Genomic DNA, 18,196 nt, shown 5'->3' with positions numbered 1-18,196 from the left:
ATAATTTTGTTCTTAAAAAATAATGTTTCAACTTCCAGTACCGAAAATCAATGCTATTGAAACAATTAAAAAAACAGTTGCAAACATAAAAATCAGGAAGAAAAATACAATATAGGCACTATAACTTTCTATTAAAATCAATTCTTTGTTGATAATGAAATGATGCAAACCCAATAAAAGTGTTGCATAAATCGAAATAGTTGCAAATGAAAATAGAAAATTCATCGGCAAATCTTTAATAGAAGAATAATTTCCATTTGAAAAAGCAAAACTTAACAATATACTTCCCACAATTACAACTAATAAAAGATACCAAACATTTTCACTCATTGATTTTCTAAAAAATAGAAAATAATACAAATTTGCAAGCGCGAGAAAGAAAAGTGGAAAGATAACGAATATCATAAATTATCAACTTTATTTAAATGGTTTCCGTTGCAACCACTCTACTTTTGGTTCTATGTTTGGGAAAATTTTTGGCATTAGTTTATTGATTAAAAAAGTGCTGTGCTTTATCTTCCCATAAATATCTACAGGTTCTGCGCCAATGGTAGATTTTATTTCTAAAGCCGTTCTACCAAAGACAATTTTCTCAAAATTATTTTCAATTCCAAAAGCAACCATATCCAACAACATATTCAAATACAGTTGTTTAGGTTTTTGCAAATCTTTATCATAACCCAAAAAATAAGTGTCCATTGTTTCTTTATTAATAATGAAAGTGTAAAATCCTATCAATTTATCATGATCAAAATATCCAAATATTTTAAAATTCTCTTTCAATTTTTTCTTTAAACTAAAAAAATGATTTTCTGCGAGAAAAAAAGTGTTGAACGGCGCATTTTCAGCCACATTGTGATACAATGCATTCAATTCACTATTAAAAATTTCTATTTCTTGCAAATCTAGTTCTCGCTTTTCTAAACCGTTGAATTTTCTTCGTGCAGATTTTGCCCGATCTCTATATTTTTTAGAAAAAGCTGCTAAATAATCTTCAAAAACCACCCAATTTTTATTGATTTCTAAAATCATATTTGGCTGCACCGAAAACTGAAAATAATTCTTTAAATTTTCTTTATTAAATTTTTCAATTACAGATTTTTGGTAATCTTTGTAAATAATTAAAGAGGTTTTTTTAAAATTTTGCTGAAATTCTTGCACTGCTTTTTCCAACAAAATAGTGAAATCTGAAGCAGAAATTTTATCAAAATTAAAATGAAATCCGTTTTGTCCAGTGAGCATATTATTACCAATCACCAGAACATTTCTCGTGAATTTTTTACCCAAAAAGTTTTTTACATCGCACCAGCTATTCTTTTTTTGAAAAGTATTGTGCAACTGAAAATCTAAATACTGAAAAAGCGCACCACCAATTAAATTTTCATCCTCAAAAAAAGCTACTGCATAACATTCCATATTATTGGGTTTGCTATTTTGCAAAACTTCAAAATAATTTTTAGAAAGCAATACATTTTTTGACGCTACAATTTCGTCCCAATTATTAGGAAGATCATTTAATACAGAAAAAATTTGAAAATGATAGGGCATAAAATTTTAACGAAAATTTACCTTGCAAAAGTATGATTTTTAAAAGCTTAAAAATTATTGAAATCATAGAAAAATTAATTTTATCTAAAATCAGTTCGTTCTTACGCTATGGTAGAATATTCAATTGTATTTCCGTATTTTTGCACCTTATTAAAATCGATAAGCAATTATCACACATCAATTTCCCTTATGAATTACGTTTCCGCAGAAAATCTATCCAAATCTTTCGGTATCAAAACCCTTTTCGAAAATATTACCTTCCATGTAAATGAGGGCGACAAAATTGCCATCGTTGCCAAAAATGGAACTGGAAAATCTACCCTTTTGAAAATTTTAAGCGGTAGAGAAACTGCGAGCGAAGGTACCGTAGTCATCAATAAAGAAATTCAAGTCGTGCTTTTTGATCAGGAAATAGATTTCAACTCTTCTCAAACGGTAGAAGAATTTATGATGAGTTTGGATTCTGCACCTATTGTTGCGTTGCGAAATTATCATAAAGCACTTCTTTCTGAAGATCCAAATGCAATGGAAAATTCACTCGCCGAAATGGAAATTCACAAAGCTTGGGATTTGGAAAATGAGATGGAGCAAATATTATCTCAACTGAAAATCACCAATTTAGAAGCAAAAATGGAAATGCTTTCTGGTGGACAAATAAAACGTGTTGCGCTTGCGAAATTGCTGACAGAAACTCGCGCTCAACACAAACATACTTTGTTGATTATGGATGAGCCAACCAACCACCTCGATGTAGAAATGGTTGAATGGCTAGAAAATTATCTTTCAAAATCTATGTTGACTTTACTTTTGGTAACTCACGACAGGTATTTTCTAGATGCAGTTTGCGATAAAATTTGGGAAATGGAAGATAAAAATTTGTATGTTCACAATGGTGCTTATGCAACTTATCTAGAAAATAAAATGATCCGAGAGGAAAATTTGGACGCAACCATAGATAAAGCCAACAACTTGTACCGCAAAGAGTTAGAATGGATGCGTCGCCAACCAAAAGCAAGAACTACAAAATCTAAAAGCAGACAATCTGATTTCTACGAAACTGAAAAAACAGCTAAACTAGATACCAGAAAAGCAAGTTTGGAGTTGGATTTTGAGATGAAAAGAATGGGAAATAAAATTCTCGAACTAAAAAATATAGATAAAGCATACGGAGATCTTACATTATTAAAAGATTTCAGTTATCAATTTCAACGTGGCGAAAAAGTGGGAATTGTAGGTAAAAATGGTGCCGGAAAATCTACATTATTAAACATCATCCAAGGATTCGAACCAAAAGATGCTGGAGAAATAGAAACAGGTGAAACCATACAATTTGGCTACTTTTCGCAGAAAGGTTTGATTTTTAAAGAAGACCAACGCGTGATAGATTTAATAAAAGATGTGGCCGAATATTATCCTTTGGCCAATGGAAAATCGCTTTCGGCATCGCAATTTTTGAGGTTATTTTTGTTTGATGATCAAACTCAATATTCCCCAATTTCCAAACTATCTGGAGGAGAGAAAAGACGTTTGCACTTGATGCATGTTCTTTTCAAAAATCCAAATTTCTTAATATTTGATGAGCCAACCAACGATTTGGATTTGCCAACATTGACGGTTTTAGAAAATTTCTTATTAAATTTTGGCGGTTGTTTAATTATTGTTTCTCACGATCGATATTTTATAGATAGAATTGTAGATCACGTTTTGGCGTTTGAAGGCGACGGAAAAATACGAGATTTTGTAGGAAATTTCTCTGAATATAGAGAAATGAAAGAAGTAGAATTAAAAAATCCGGTTGCTGCAAAAAAGGCAGAAGTAAAAATAGAACCAGCAAAACCAGTTGAAAAACCAGCTGCAGTAGAAAAGAAAAAACTCACTTTCAACGAGCAAAGAGAATTGAAAAACATAGAAAGTGAAATGCCAAAACTCGAAAAAAAGCGCGCTGCAATTTTGGAACAATTGAACAATGAAAAAGATTATGATAAAATTTCTGTGTTGTCCAAAGACTTGGACGATCTTTCTACGGAATTGGAAAATTTTGAGATGAGATGGTTGGAATTGCAGGAGTGAGGATTTTATTTAAACGATGATATGTATACTCGTTCTTATTCACAACAGCGCTTATTATATAGAACAGAAAGAATTGAAATGAAGTATCTGATGATAGTTAAAGAAATTTTCCTTTTGCCGGTTCATGGAATTCCGAGAATATTATATTATTTTACAAAGTGTATGTCTATTTTTCTATTTAAATATAAATGTGTTAAATTTATGCAATCTCGAAAAATAAATTGTTTGGAATCAAATGTTTTTTCTTGAGTATATTTGTTTTTACTTTTAAATAAATGATTATCATATTATTAATTTAGATGAATTTATATTTTATTAAAAATTATTAATTCCAAATGCATGAAGAAAAACTTAATCTTGGCTATCTTACTTTTATTATTAGGCGGCTGTTCTGATAAATATGAACGACAAATCAATAACCATTTTAATGAATTTTTATTAATTAACGATTTTAAAGATTATAAAATTGAAAAAATTGAAAAAAAAAATTTGTTAAAAAGTCAAGTTGATATTAATAAAATTGATTTGGAAATAAAAGAAAATAGAAAAGTCATAGAATTTTATTCTAATAAAATTGAGACGACAAAAAATCAACTTCAGGAAGTAACAAACGGGAAGCAATGGAATTACGAAGGAATAAATTATTATGGATATGAAAACCCAATTAAAAAAACTGGTAATAATACTTTTGATTCAGCAATAAGTGAATTACTTGATTTTGAAAATTTAGGTCGAAAAAAATTTGGAGAAAAAAAGGATAAAGCAATTAAATACATGCAATCAGACATTTTGCTTCTTGAAAAAAAAATAAAAATATTTGAGATGGAAAAGGATAGTATTAGCAAACATATGGACAAAACTATTTTATTTGTGAATTCTATTGTAACAATAAAGGGAATGAAGGCAACCGGGTTGCAGAGATTACGATTTCAAATAATTCAATATCCAAATGGTGAGATTAAGAATGTAAAAAAATTGTAAGCAATGCGACATTTTTAAAGGCATTAAATTTTCATCCACGTTGGACTGTTGGAAAATTTAAGTCCAAGCAATAAACTTGATCTTATTTCTAGATTGACAAAATTTGTAAAATCTGATTTGTAAAACCTAACCTTTCAAATTTAATAATTAATGCTTAAATTTGAACTAAATAATTGAATTATGAATCTAGAAGCCCGAAAAATATCACTTGTACAAGAATTTTTGAATATTAATAATGAAAAAATTATCGCGGTTTTAGAAAATTTTATTATCAGAAGTAAATCTATAAATTTTGACGAAAATTTTGAGCCGATGACTATGGAAAAATTTAATACTGAAATAGATCTGGCTTTAGAGGACGAAAAAAATAATAGGATAATAGCAGCAATAGATTTAAAAGCTCAGATTCAAGAATGGAATTAAAGAATTTGAACATGAAATAAAATATTTAAAAAAAATCTCTAATTAAATTTGAATTTCACACCGCAGAGATGCTTTCAGCATGAAAAAATGAATGCATAAATATAAATTAAAGGATTTTTAAGTTCGAAATATATTACCAAAAATTTAAAATTACTGATAAATTTATTCTAAAATTAACTACAACTAATATCATTTATCTTTGCAAAACTATATCTTTGCACTCATTAATGAAAAAATTCAAAACCCAATACCTACCTTATTTTCCCATGTTTGGATTGGTGCTTTATGTAGTTTTATTTACATACGCTTCCAACTATTATCCAGGTGGTTCTACCAATCATCCAGAAGCAAAAGGCTATAGCTTTTTCAACAATTTATTGTGTGATGCAATGGATCCTATTACCAAAGGTGGTATGCAAAATAATGCGCGATCTTTAGCAACTGTTGCTCATTATATTTTGAGCTTAACCATGATCTGCTTTTTCTACTATTTGCCGCAAGTATTTTCGGTTAAAAATTTAAATACAAAACTGACTGCCTATTTCGGAATGGCAACCATGACGGTTTTCGTTTTAATGAGCACAAAATTTCACGATGTTACGGTTTTACTTACCGGAATTTTCGGTACAATAGCAATGATTCCGTTTTTTATAGAACTATATCGTTTCAAAAATAAAGCCTACAAAGGAATTGTATACTTTGCATTTGCATTAAGTATTGTGTGCTTTTTAATTTTTGAAACCAAAATCGGAATTTATTACCTTCCAATTCTGCAGAAATTTACCTTTGGTGTAGATGCAATTTGGGTTGCATGGACTTGTATTCTTGTTCTCAAAAAAAATAAAAACACGTTGGATCTCGCTCATTAGAAGCTTAACAGTGAAGATATAAATACACATTTTGCAGCACCGTTTTAGTATTTAAATCTATTCATTCTAAAAATTAATACAATTAGCTGCATCTGGATTTTTAATCTATTAACCAATTTTACATTTAAAGTAAAAAACCTAAAACATAGATTATCAATTAACTAAAATAAATAATCGCCAAGTTTTTTTATTTTGTCATAATTAATTTAGCAAAGAGGAATTTGTAACCAGATTTGATTAAGCGTTTGCCTTAAATGCGAATAATCACATTCTATGTTTTTTTAATACAAATGTAATTGATTGAAATTCTATACTTTTAGAAATATATTTCCGACTACATAATAGATTTTATTATTTAATTACATGAAATTCCTTTCGATTATTCAAAATAATTCATTCAAAAATTTTCAGCTATCGAAATTTTAAAATCCCCCTAGAAACCAATATTTATCAGTTTTTTAATATTATTTAGAATAATTAAAAATAATACTTGTCAGTTTTAAACACAGGTTTTATATTTGCATCGTTATTTTAATTCATTCTAAATAAAAACTAATGAAAAAGCAAATCCTTACAATTGCAATTCTCGCAATATCCCTTCCTGCCTTCGCGCAAATGAAATTTAAACCAGAATCTGATACCATCAGAATTCAAGAAATAGAAGATGTATTACTGCATAAAACTGGAAATCCAAACAAAGCAAAAGTCTTAAGCGGAAAAAGCAATTTAACGATGATGGAAAACCCGCAACCAATTTCCATCGTAACCCACGAAATTATAGAGCAACAACAAGCTAAACAATTGAGCGAGGTACTACAAAATGTAAATGGTTTATACATCACCTCTTCACGCGGAAATTCTCAAGATAGTTTTGGAGGTAGAGGTTTTAATTTTGGAAATGATAATATTTTTAAAAATGGAGCTAGAGTAAATTCTGGTGTATTTCCAGAGGTTTCCGGTTTAGAAAGAGTGGAAGTTTTAAAAGGTGGAAACGCAATGCTCTACGGAAATGTTGCAGCTGGTGGAGTTGTAAATTTAATAACAAAAAAACCAAGATTTGAATTTGGTGGCAGTGTAGGAGTAAATGCAGGAAGCTGGGACAATTACAAAACAACGGTAGATTTCTATGGTCCACTTTCTAAAACGGTAGCTTTTCGTGTAAATGGAGCTTATGAAAATGCTGAAAGTTTTCGCGATGTAGTAACTTCTGAAAAATATTATTTCAACCCGTCTGTTGCAATTAATCTTGGAGAAAATTCTCAGATCATTATAGAAGGAGATTATCTGAAAAATAATTTCACGCCAGATTTCGGTATTGGATCTTTCACCAACAAGGATGGTTCTTATGCTCTAAACAATATACTTTCAAGAAGTGCTTATGTAGGTACAGATTGGCAATATCAAAATGTAGAACAAGCGACAAGCAACATTACATTTAATCATCAATTTAATAAATTTTGGACCTTAAATGCAGTAGCATCTTTTCAAAATTACACGAAAGATTATTTTTCCACGGAAAGAGTCCAGTGGAGTTATGATGCTGCAAACAGATTAAGCTGGAAAAGACCATTAAATAGAACCTACAACGAGCAAAATTATTCTTCTCTACAAGTAAATTTAAATGGAGAAATAAAAACTGGAACTATCAACCATAAAATCTTGGTAGGAACTGATGGAGATTATGCAACAAGCGATTCTTACACTTATTTAGATCCTACAAATGGGAAAACTTTTGGTACTTCTTATCTATATGGCACCAATGGAAATGCAAACGGAACCATATACTTAGACGATCCTGCAACTTGGGTTTCTGGTGCAATGCCTGATGCTACAAGAAAAGATAGAAATAGAATACCAACACAGAGATTTGGAATTTACGCGCAAGATTTTATAGAGCTTAGTTCTAAATTTAAAGTTTTGGCAGGTTTGAGATTTTCATACATAGAAAACAAAGAATCTGAGCGCAAAACATTCGCGGATAATACTACCGTTAATTCAGCAGGAACTGTAGATAGAGCTTTCTCTCCAAAAGCAGGGTTAATTTATACACCCAATTCAGATCTATCGGTTTTTGCAACCTATACCAATTCATTTTCTGCAAACACAGGGCAAGATGTAAATGGAAATTCGCTAACTCCTTCAATTATAGATCAGTTTGAAGTAGGTTTGAAACATAATTTCTGGAATAATGCAGTTGCTGTGAATGTATCTGTGTATCAAATTGAAAATAGAAACTTCTTTCAAACAGCAGAATTAAAAGCAGACGGAAGTCAAAATTCAGATTCCAACATCAAAGAATTTGCTGGAAGAATGAGAAGTCAAGGTGTAGAATTAGACATCCAAGGTAATCCTTATCCAAATTTATCCATCATAGCAGGAGTTTCTTACAACAATTCTGTATATTTAGATACACCTGCACAGTTTGGATATGTAGAAAATCAAAGATTAGTGAGAACACCGGCAACAACAGCGAATGCCTCTGTATTTTATACTTTAAATAATTATGTAAAAGGGTTAAAAGTTGGAGCAAGTTTATATTTTGTAGGAGGTAGAATTGCCGGTTGGAACGATACGAAAGAAACTTTGGACGCTAGAAATGGAGTTTCAAGATTTCTGGAAGTGGGAAACTACGCAACAACAGCAGTATCCCTTGGTTATGAGTGGGAAAAACTATCATTAATGGGTAAAATTGGAAATTTATTTGATACCGTAGATTACAACTATCACGAAAATTATTCTGTAAATCCAATTACGCCAAGAAATTACTACTTAACTTTGACGTATAAATTATAATTGAATGTTGATGGCGGATTATGGATTGGTGGAACTTATTTGGGCGCCTTAATCCGCCTTCCGTTCCCAATCTTTTTTTTGCTGGCTTCGACAAGCTCAGCCACCAAAAAAAAGGATTTCCACTCAAGTCGGGGCGCAAAGTTTCGCAGTAAAGAATTACATTTAACGATTGAAAAATATCAACTATGAACCAAAAAAAGAAAACAAATTCTATTAGAACTACAATGCGCGTCTTGCACAGATACATCGGTTTTTTCATGGCAGGCATTATGGCCATCTACTCCATCAGCGGTATTTTATTGGTGTATAGAGATACAGATTTTCTAAAAAAGGAATTGGTAATCGAAAAAAAACTAGAACCTCAACTTTTGGAAAAAGCATTAGGAAAAGAATTGAAAATCAAAAATTTTGAAGTTGAAAAACAAGAAGGAGATTTTCTTATCTTCAAACAAGGGAAATACAACAGCAAAACAGGAGAAGCAAAATATACAAAAAAAGAATTGCCTACACTTTTGAAAAAAATGACGAATCTGCACAAAACGGAATCTAAAGACAAATGGGCTCCGCTCAGCGTTTTATTTGGAGCATCTTTGTTTTTCTTCGTAATTTCTAGCTTTTGGATGTTCAATACCAAAACAAAAGCCTTCAAAAGAGGAATAATTTACACTGCAGCAGGTTTAGTTTTAAGTGTAATTTTGGTTTGGATCAGTTAAAAAATAAAATTGAATATCTTTGGAGAGCATTTTGCAGCACAAAATTTTTTAATTTAGAATAATAAAATGGATTATATAGACATTGTTTACGACGTAGTAGGAAATTGGTATCACAGTTTAGCAGAAGCAACACCAAGAATAGCTGTGGGAATTATAGTTTTTATGATTTTCATTTTTTTAAGTTCCTTTTTAAGTAAATTTTCTGTGAAGATTTTTCATAAATTTTTCCCGAAGAGTAAGGATAATTCTGTAGTTGTTTTAATTAAAATTTTTAAATTTCTAATCGTTGTTATCGGTCTTTTTATCGCATTGGAAATAATGGGATTGGGCGGATTTTTGTTTAAGTTTATAGGAAGTCTCGGTGTTGCAGGTGTAGTTGCGGGTGTAGCTTTGAAGGATTTGGTCTCTTCTATGTTTTCTGGCGCTTTGGTAGGTGTAGACAAAGCTTTTGAAGCTGGAGACTACGTTACGATACAAAATATATCTGGAACCGTAGAAAAAATAGGATTTCTGACCACAAAAATAATTACGGATGAAGGTAAGAAAGTATTCGTACCCAATCAATTGATTTTCAGTGCGCCTTTTGTTAATTTAACAACTTCCGGGCAGAGAAAAGTTTTCCTAGATTTAGAATTATCGGGAACTCAAAATTTAGAGAAAGCTACAGAAGTAATCATGGCAGAAATAAAGAAATTCGATTTTGCTGACCAAACAGATGCTGCACAAGTAATTGTTTTAAAACAAAGCTTTGGTATCTTTTATATAGAAGTTCGATTTTTCATGAAAAATGGGGAAAGTTTTATTTTAGTTCGTAGTGAAGCCATCAAGCGATTAAAAAATAAACTAGAAGAATCTGGTATAGAACTAGCCACACAAACACAATTGAATCTTGCAGAAACTGGCAATTAAATTTTAATCAGAATTTTTTGTAGAATCCACAGCAATTGGCATACCTACTGTGTGAGGATATCCTGGCAATTTCAACTTAGCTGGTTTTGGCGGTTTTGGTGGTTTTTTAATTTTTGAAGAATCTTGTATAAATACAGGTTCGCCTGTAACAAAGTGTTCTGGATAATCGGGATGTTTAGAAGATTCAATTATCTTTGGAGACAAAGGGATTCTCTTAGCAATTTGTATTTGAGCAGTATCTTCACGTATCATCATTGGTTCTCCCAATTCTATTTGAGAATTTAAAGAATCTGTAGTGCAATTTGCAGAATCTCCGTTCATTTTAGCAGGAGCCAATTCCCCAATTGTTTCTATTTTCTTTTGGCATCCAGAAATACTCATCAATAAAGAAACTGCGGAAACTAAAATTCCAAATTTTGAGAAATGATTCTTCGTGAAATTTTCAAACCTCATCACTACATTTTGAAACTTTGAAAATTGAATTAATTGCGTATTTTCAAATCTTCCACAAATATTTCCGTTTTCTTTTTCGAAAATTTGCTGAATTTTTTCATCCGATGTTTGTGTGAAATCGTACACCGTTTTTTGGCAAAATCCGCAAAATTTTCCTTTCTCTTCGGGCAGCATATTTTCCCAATTTTCATGACAGGGTTTTGGAACGGTAAATTTGCTCATGCTTTCAATTTTCGTTTGGAATAGAAAAATCGTTCCAAATAAGTTTTGAGAAAAAAGCTTATTAAATTAAAATCAATATTCAAAGATTTTCTAATGTAAAAAAATTCAACCATTAAGTTTCTGTTAAGATATTATGAGGATTAAGAATCTCCGAGCAAATTTTTTGAAATTCTGACGGAATCTTTAGATTTTTCTTAATGAAACTTAATTGCTTCACCAATCTTAAAGGTAAAAATTCAATTTTAGTAAACCCTCATTTAAAAGCGAAAATCTTCTAGCCCTGATAGAAGCGGCATCCTTTTGTGAGGAGGTACGACGAGCAAAAGATATAGCGGATAGCAGGTTCTTGGCTCCAAAAAAAAAAGCCGCCTCATCAATAAAGATAAGACGGATTTAAAAAAAAAGAACGCGCCATTAAGGCTCGTTCTTATAAAAATATATGTTGAAAAATATTAGTTTCCTAAAACTTCTTTTACTTTATTCGCTGCTTCTTCTAATGTAATTGCAGAATGTACTGGAAGTCCAGATTCGTCTATCAATTTTTTTGCTTCTACAGCATTTGTTCCTTGCAATCTCACGATCAACGGAACTGGCAAACTGCCCATTGCTTTGTAAGCGTCCACAATACCTTGCGCTACACGATCGCAACGTACAATTCCACCAAAGATATTGATTAAAATTGCTTTTACATTAGGATCTTGCAAGATGATACCGAAAGCTTTTTGTACTCTTTCTGCATCTGCTGTACCACCAACATCCAAGAAGTTCGCAGGATTTCCACCAGAAAGTTTGATGATATCCATAGTTGCCATCGCAAGACCAGCACCATTTACCATACAAGCAACATCGCCATCTAATTTCACGAAATTAAGACCAGCTTCTCCTGCTTCTACATCTGTTGCATCTTCTTCACGCGTATCTCTCAATGCTGCCAAATCTTTGTGACGGAAAAGAGAATTATCGTCCAAAGATACTTTTGCATCTACGGCAATTATTTTGTTATCAGAAGTTTTTAATACTGGGTTTATTTCAAACAAACTAGCATCAATACCTACATAAGCATTGTAAAGACTTGCAATAAATTTTGTAAATTCTTTGAAAGCATTTCCTTCTAATCCAAGATTAAAAGCAATTTTTCTAGCTTGAAAAGCTTGCAAACCAACACATGGATCTACAATTTCGTTGTGAATAAGGTGTGGAGTTTCTTCTGCTACTTGCTCAATATCCATTCCACCTTCTGTAGAATAAACAATGGTATTTTTTCCTTGTGCTCTATCTAAAAGTATAGAAACATAAAATTCTTTAGTTTCTGTTTCGCCAGGATAATATACATCTTCTGCTACCAAAATAGAATGTACTTTTTTACCTTCTGCAGAAGTTTGAGGTGTGATCAATTGCATACCCAAAATATTGGTTGCATTTTCTTTTAGTTTTTCCATGTTTGGAGAAAACTTTACACCGCCACCTTTTCCACGACCACCTGCATGTATTTGTGCTTTTACTACCCATGCTTTCGCATCGCGTTCTGCAGCCAATTTGTTTGCGGCTTCTACTGCTTCTTCTACAGTATTTGCTACATAACCGTTTTGTATGGCAACACCATATTTTGCTAAAATCTCTTTGGATTGATACTCGTGAAGATTCATATATTATCTGTTTTTGTTTAAATTTTAATAAGAGTTACAAATTTAAGAAAATTTTTGCGGATTGTGGGATTTGTGATAGATTTTATTTGGGCGCCATGAACTACGTTCGTAAACTTCAAATAAAGCATTCGCTTTAATTTCGTTGATGCCTTCCATTCTCGCTTTTTTTCTTGCTGGCTTCAATAAGCTCAACCACCAAAAAAAAAGAGCTTCAATCAAGTCGGTGCGCAGATTTTACATCACTACCAAATTTCGTTTTCGGATTTGAAAAAATTAGTTCTTATTAAGTATTTTTAGCATTTCTGCATCATCGTTTATCACAAATTCTTGTATATAATCTTCCGTCACGAATTCTAATGTTAATCGATAGAGTGGAATTAAATACAATCTTTCTGGCGCTTCTGGTTTGCCACCAATTCCTAAAGCAACGTAGACTTTTTCTTTTTTAGTATTTTGATAGTTGAGATAGTTTTGAATTTGCCGATTTTTTGCCCAATCTGTTTTTCCGTTTTTGAACGCGTTTCTCCACTTGCATTCTACGGCAAAAGGTTTATTTTTATATTTGAATTTAAGATCTGGTTCATAATTTTCTAAAGCCGTAATTCCATTTTGATAATAGTCAGAAACTTTGCCCACCAACTGAATTTCATCTTGTTTTGCTAAACGCTGGATCATATAATTTTCAAAATTGTCTCCTTTTTGCTTTTGTGCAGAAATTTCTAAAGGTGCAATTTCAGGTTTTTTGGTAAAAAAATAAGCGGAAATTCCCAAACTTAGGATTCCGATGATTAAAAAAAGTATTGCCATTCTTTTCATTTTTTTGTTTTGATGTTGCTGTTCTCCAACTTAGGATTTTGTAACTACTATTTTTTTTAAATTAATTTCCCTCTACAATGGCGATTTCTTATTCCGTTTAGAAGGTGTGGAATTAACCTTGTCAAGGTTTGGAACCTTGACAAGGTTGCTTTAAGAATTTGCTTCTACTCTGCTTAACCTTATCAAGGTTTGGAACCTTGACAAGATTGCTTTAAGAATTTGCTTCTACTCTGTTTAACCTTGGCAAGGTTGCTCAAAATTAACCAAAGTTATTTACAAAGTTTAGTTTAAATCTAAAATTCGTATTTACTTTCTATATTGTGACAAAATTCAAAATTTTCTTTGCTATCAAACAATTCTAAAACCTCATTTCTTTTTAATAAAGTATCTAAATTACTAATGAAACTTTTATAAGATGAAAATTGATATTGAGTAAAATTATCTGCTATAGGATTTTGATGAATATAGATGATACATTGTCGTAAATATGCTTCGGAATCAATATTTTTCCTTTTAAAAGGTGATTCTATGAGTGCACCATGTCTATTATTTTCCTTATTGAATGCTTGAGAATATGAATTGAAAATTTTGGCAAATTGTTTTGAAAAAATATTTTGAGGTGATTCTAAACCTTTTACCTTGTCAAGATTTGATATCTTGATAAGGTTTTTCAATTCGTTTTCTGATTTTATTCTTACTAATAAATGAAAATGATTAGGCATTAAACAATAAGCATAAACGTCGCAAACATCTAAAAGATTCTCTTTTATTTTCTGAAGAAAAAACAAATAATTTCGATCGCTTTTAAAAATTAATTCGCTGTTGATCCCTCTGTTGTAAATATGGTAGAATTTGTCTGGTTCAATTGCAGTGATTCTGATGTCCATTTTTTTATTTTTTGTGAAATAATATTATCTTTTGGTAAATTAACTCCGCTTAACCTTGTCAAGGTTTGGAACCTTGACAAGGTTGCTTTGACCGTCTAAACCTTGACAAGTTGCTTTAAAATTTTCCTTCTACTCTGCTTAACCTTCGCAGAGTTTTAATCTCCGCTTTACTCTGCTTAACCTTGTCAAGGTTGCTTTAATCGTCTAAACCTTGGTAAGGTTGCTTTAAGAATTTCCTTCTACAATGGCGATTTCTTCTTCGCTTAAATCGTAGAGTTTGTAAACCAATTGATCGATTTCGGCTTCGAGTTCGGAAGTATCAGAATCAGGATTTTCTTTTTTTAAATTTAAAATTTGATCGACTTTTTCAATGTAAGGTTGTTGCATTTCTTTATTAATATCAATTAATGGCAAACTTTCCAATTCCTTACCTGTTACGTTGGTATTTGTGCTGGTAGTTTTAAAATAATAATTTATTAATTTAGAATTCAAAATAGAAAGTAAATAATATAAAACCTCAACATCATCATTTACTATATAGTTTGTTGAATTTGCACAAAATGAATTTTCGTCTAACAATGTCATAACCAATCTTATTTTTGAATCAACACCAGTTATTCGTTGCATGACAATTCTTTTTTTAAGTCTGTGCAACATTCTACCAGATTTTGCATGTAAACTAAAATATTCGTCAGTATTTAAAAATTCAACTTTTCCTTGCGAAGGATTATTCGAAATAAAATATTTTTGAACTTGAGCACCTTTTATTACAATTGGATATCTACTGTCTGATGTAAAAAATAATTTTGCCGCTGTCATGTCCAATTCACCAGAGTTTGAAGTAAATTCGATTTTATTTTTCACTGATAACATTTTTAAAAAAAGCGATTTTTCACTGTTTGAAATTAATGGAATCTTCAAAGTATCATTAAATAATTTTATTATTTCAGTTTTAGCATAATTTATTTTTTTATATTCCCTCATTGTATTATCCTTCCAAATATACAAAGGAAAGGTAAAATCAGTAGCTTTTTCTTTTTTAATAATCATTATACAAACACTCATTTTAGCATCCTCAAAAACACGTTTACTCTCAATATCTCTTTCTGGAAATGAATTTATTGATAAAATTGTAGAATTTTCAAATATAAAATTTCTTGCAATTTTAGTAGTTTCTTCACTTAAAAAAGAATTTTGATAAATCAGTGCATTTAAGCCATTTGCTTTATTTAAATGATATGATAATCCTATAAAATATTGAAAAAGATTTTGACGACTTCCTTTTGCAATATCTGAATAAAAAGATTGAGATTTCAATCCCTCTTGAACAAATTGCGGAAGTTCTCTAATTTGTAAATACGGCGGATTTCCAATCACCACATCAAATCCTACAAAATCGCCTTCGTCATTCAAAACTTCGGGGAATTCAAAACGCCATTCAAAAGCGTTTTCAAAAATTTTGTTGGCTTTTATATCATCTATTTCGGTTTCCAATTTTTTTACGTCGCCAGAAAGTTGAGTTAGTTTTTTGTTCCAAACTGCTTTTTCCTTTTTGCCCATTTCAAAAAGCTGGGTTTGGTTGGTCATCAAATACAATTCTCCAGAAGCTTTGCGCAATTTTTTCAATTTCGGGTCGTTCAAAGAAATTTCACTCCGGAAATCAGATTTTATGGTGGCAATTAGCTTTTCCATTTCCCGTTTCTGCTCCTTGCTTTTGGCATTTCTATATTCGTCAACATACGCTCTGTACATTTCAATATTGTAGATGCTTTTTTTCAACGCTTGTTTCAAGTCGGCATCTATTGCAAAACGGCTCACCAAAGAGTTTCCACATTTGATGTTGATATCTATATTGGGAAGCGTTTCTAGTTCTGTAGCATTTTTGTAATAGGCATTTTTCAAAAGCTCGATCCACAAACGCAATCGGCAAATCTTCACAGAATTTGGGTTGATATCTACACCAAAAAGGCAATTTTCTATGATGGTTTGCTTCTCATGAAAAAGCGTTTCTTGTATGCGCTGGCTTTCTTTGTTGGTTGGGTTGTATTCAAAAAGTTCATCGTCTTCATCAGTAACTATCAATTCATCATTCACCACTTCTACATCGTATTCTTTCAACCTTTTTCCGCTGCGATCTTGCAAAATTTTGAGATCATTTTTCACGGCAATCATCTCATTTAAAGAAGAAACCAAGAAATGTCCGGAACCAACTGCAGGATCGCAGATTTTGATGCTGTTTACAATGGTGTTTGCTTCTGCTCTATCTTCAATTTTATCATAAACTTCGTCCAGATTTTTGCAATTCCAATTTTTGGTTTCATTAAATTTCTGAACCACAGATTTTCGGATGGTTTCCCTGCACATATACATCGTGATGAAACCCGGCGTGAAGAAAGAACCATCTTTATAACCATTTATTTTCTCGAAAATTAAACCGAGAACAGATGCATTGATCAGAGATTTATTGTCTTCTTGTATATCTTCGGAACCTTCGCTGGCAAAATCGTAGGCATTCAAAAAATCAAACAAATACACTAAAGTTGAGATGTTTCCTGTTCGCTTTTTCCCTTGTTCATTTTTCAGAACGGTGGAAGCTATAACAGGCATCATTTTTTCTTCTTGCAAATTGCTGATCAATAATGTAACCTGCTCCATTTCTGTCGGTTCAAATAAAGAACTGTTTAAATAAGGTACTTTTTCAAATGCTTTCTTTACATCATCATTTCTCTCCTCCATTTTACAGGCAAGAACCTGAAAGAATAATCTATTCAGATCATTATAATTTTTAATATTTTCAAAATTCAGAAAAGAATAATCCTTGTCGCCTTTATGATAAGTGATGAGTTGCGCTTCTAGCAATTTGAGGAAAAGAATTCTATTGATCCAAGTAATGCTCAATTCTAAACCAACATTGAAAAGGCGTTCTTCTTTCGTTTTCCCAAATTGGCTGGGTTTATCTAAACGATTTATTTTGTCTAAACTTTCCAATTGAATGATGGCATCTTCTAGCAAACTACCAGAATTTCGCTCGCCTTCTTTATTTCTTTGAATTAATTTTTTGCTGCCTTCTTTGGTTTCCGTTAAGCCGATAATGTGAAGCAACTCGCTGTAGAATCTTTTATCTAAACTGTTGCTATCATTGGTGAAAGGCATTTTCAGCAAATGTTCTGCAGATAGAATTTTGTATAAAGCGATGAGTTGATTGTCGTCTTTTTGGTCAGCATTTCGCAGCGGTTTTTGGTAATATTGCAGATTGAAATAGGTGTATTCTATTTCCGTTTCCAAAGCTGCGATGAAAGGTTCTGCAATTTGTTTGTAGAAAAAATCTGTTTTTATTTCGGCAAGTCTTCCTCCTTCAAAATCTTGAAAAGTGCTTACCAATTTTTTATTTTGTGCAAAAAGCCGATCAAACAATTGCGCATCAAAAATAAACCATTCGTTGATGTTGGTGGCAATTAAATATTTAATTTCGAGATTGTTGTGCGAAATTCTTTCTCTTAAATAATACAAAACCAATTCTTGAAAAGCCTTTGTATTCAAGTTTTTTGCAGAAAGCATTTCGGCTTTGTTGGTTGGTTTCTTGGCTTCTACAATTACATTTACAGCGGAATCTGCAGAATTTCCGGCATGGATTACGAGATCGTTTCTGCCTTTTGTATTGATAAAATGATTGGGATTGTAGTACGTATCTTTCAGAAAATCTCTAACCAGATTTTTATGAAACTCTTCAGATTCTATATCGTTGGTGCTATCCAAAAGCCGAATGAGGTTGGTTTTGAAAACTTCAATTTCCGAGCGAATAGGTTTTACCTTCAGAAATGTTTTGTTTAATGCTTTTCTGGGTTTGATTTCTTTGTATATCATGG

14 protein-coding genes are annotated in these 18,196 nt (G+C 31.6%); 7 read left to right on the top strand and 7 right to left on the bottom strand.

Annotated features, from left to right (window positions below; translation table 11 throughout):
• Nucleotides 1-27: 27 nt before the first annotated feature.
• Complete coding sequence (locus HNQ03_RS01890; protein WP_173777954.1) at nt 28-330, bottom strand: hypothetical protein; 303 nt, start codon at nt 328-330, stop codon at nt 28-30.
• A gap of 87 nt (nt 331-417) precedes the next feature.
• Nucleotides 418-1,548, bottom strand: coding sequence for a peptidogalycan biosysnthesis protein (locus tag HNQ03_RS01885; protein WP_173777953.1), 1,131 nt, complete (start codon nt 1,546-1,548; stop codon nt 418-420).
• 189 nt (nt 1,549-1,737) lie between these two features.
• Here HNQ03_RS01885 and HNQ03_RS01880 point away from each other — a divergent pair, with 189 nt between their 5' ends.
• From HNQ03_RS01880 to HNQ03_RS01850, 7 genes are all read left to right on the top strand, one after another.
• Nucleotides 1,738-3,618: an ABC-F family ATP-binding cassette domain-containing protein gene (locus HNQ03_RS01880; RefSeq protein ID WP_173777952.1), complete on the top strand. Its 1,881-nt coding sequence runs from the start codon at nt 1,738-1,740 to the stop codon at nt 3,616-3,618.
• Nucleotides 3,619-3,957: 339 nt separating this feature from the next.
• Nucleotides 3,958-4,599 carry a hypothetical protein gene (locus HNQ03_RS01875; protein ID WP_173777951.1) on the top strand — a complete coding sequence of 214 codons (642 nt, stop codon included), beginning with the start codon at nt 3,958-3,960 and terminating at the stop codon, nt 4,597-4,599.
• A 180-nt stretch (nt 4,600-4,779) separates the two neighbouring features.
• Nucleotides 4,780-5,022 carry a hypothetical protein gene (locus HNQ03_RS01870; protein ID WP_173777950.1) on the top strand — a complete coding sequence of 81 codons (243 nt, stop codon included), beginning with the start codon at nt 4,780-4,782 and terminating at the stop codon, nt 5,020-5,022.
• Nucleotides 5,023-5,249: 227 nt separating this feature from the next.
• Entirely contained in the window at nt 5,250-5,891 is a 642-nt protein-coding gene (locus HNQ03_RS01865; RefSeq protein WP_173777949.1) for a hypothetical protein, read from the top strand.
• 555 nt (nt 5,892-6,446) lie between these two features.
• Nucleotides 6,447-8,684, top strand: coding sequence for a TonB-dependent siderophore receptor (locus HNQ03_RS01860; RefSeq protein WP_173777948.1), 2,238 nt, complete (start codon nt 6,447-6,449; stop codon nt 8,682-8,684).
• Nucleotides 8,685-8,869: 185 nt separating this feature from the next.
• Nucleotides 8,870-9,397 carry a hypothetical protein gene (locus HNQ03_RS01855; RefSeq protein WP_173777947.1) on the top strand — a complete coding sequence of 176 codons (528 nt, stop codon included), beginning with the start codon at nt 8,870-8,872 and terminating at the stop codon, nt 9,395-9,397.
• A 66-nt stretch (nt 9,398-9,463) separates the two neighbouring features.
• Nucleotides 9,464-10,306: a mechanosensitive ion channel family protein gene (locus HNQ03_RS01850; RefSeq protein ID WP_173777946.1), complete on the top strand. Its 843-nt coding sequence runs from the start codon at nt 9,464-9,466 to the stop codon at nt 10,304-10,306.
• Between the two features lie 3 nt (nt 10,307-10,309).
• Here HNQ03_RS01850 and HNQ03_RS01845 read toward each other — a convergent pair whose 3' ends face one another.
• From HNQ03_RS01845 to HNQ03_RS01825, 5 genes are all read right to left on the bottom strand, one after another.
• Nucleotides 10,310-10,981, bottom strand: a complete 672-nt coding sequence (locus HNQ03_RS01845) for a hypothetical protein (protein WP_173777945.1) — start codon at nt 10,979-10,981, stop codon at nt 10,310-10,312.
• A gap of 452 nt (nt 10,982-11,433) precedes the next feature.
• Nucleotides 11,434-12,627 carry an ADP-forming succinate--CoA ligase subunit beta gene (sucC, locus tag HNQ03_RS01840; RefSeq protein WP_173777944.1) on the bottom strand — a complete coding sequence of 398 codons (1,194 nt, stop codon included), beginning with the start codon at nt 12,625-12,627 and terminating at the stop codon, nt 11,434-11,436.
• Between the two features lie 273 nt (nt 12,628-12,900).
• Complete coding sequence (locus tag HNQ03_RS01835; RefSeq protein WP_173777943.1) at nt 12,901-13,434, bottom strand: hypothetical protein; 534 nt, start codon at nt 13,432-13,434, stop codon at nt 12,901-12,903.
• Between the two features lie 302 nt (nt 13,435-13,736).
• Nucleotides 13,737-14,330 carry a transposase gene (locus HNQ03_RS01830; protein WP_173777942.1) on the bottom strand — a complete coding sequence of 198 codons (594 nt, stop codon included), beginning with the start codon at nt 14,328-14,330 and terminating at the stop codon, nt 13,737-13,739.
• 225 nt (nt 14,331-14,555) lie between these two features.
• Nucleotides 14,556-18,194, bottom strand: coding sequence for a DUF7149 domain-containing protein (locus tag HNQ03_RS01825; RefSeq protein WP_173777941.1), 3,639 nt, complete (start codon nt 18,192-18,194; stop codon nt 14,556-14,558).
• Nucleotides 18,195-18,196 lie beyond the last annotated feature (2 nt).

It is taken from the genome of Frigoriflavimonas asaccharolytica (assembly GCF_013294015.1).
Classification (GTDB): domain Bacteria; phylum Bacteroidota; class Bacteroidia; order Flavobacteriales; family Weeksellaceae; genus Frigoriflavimonas; species Frigoriflavimonas asaccharolytica.
The sequence above is the reverse complement of the archived record's forward strand: the minus strand, read 5'-3'. Positions and strand labels throughout refer to the sequence as shown.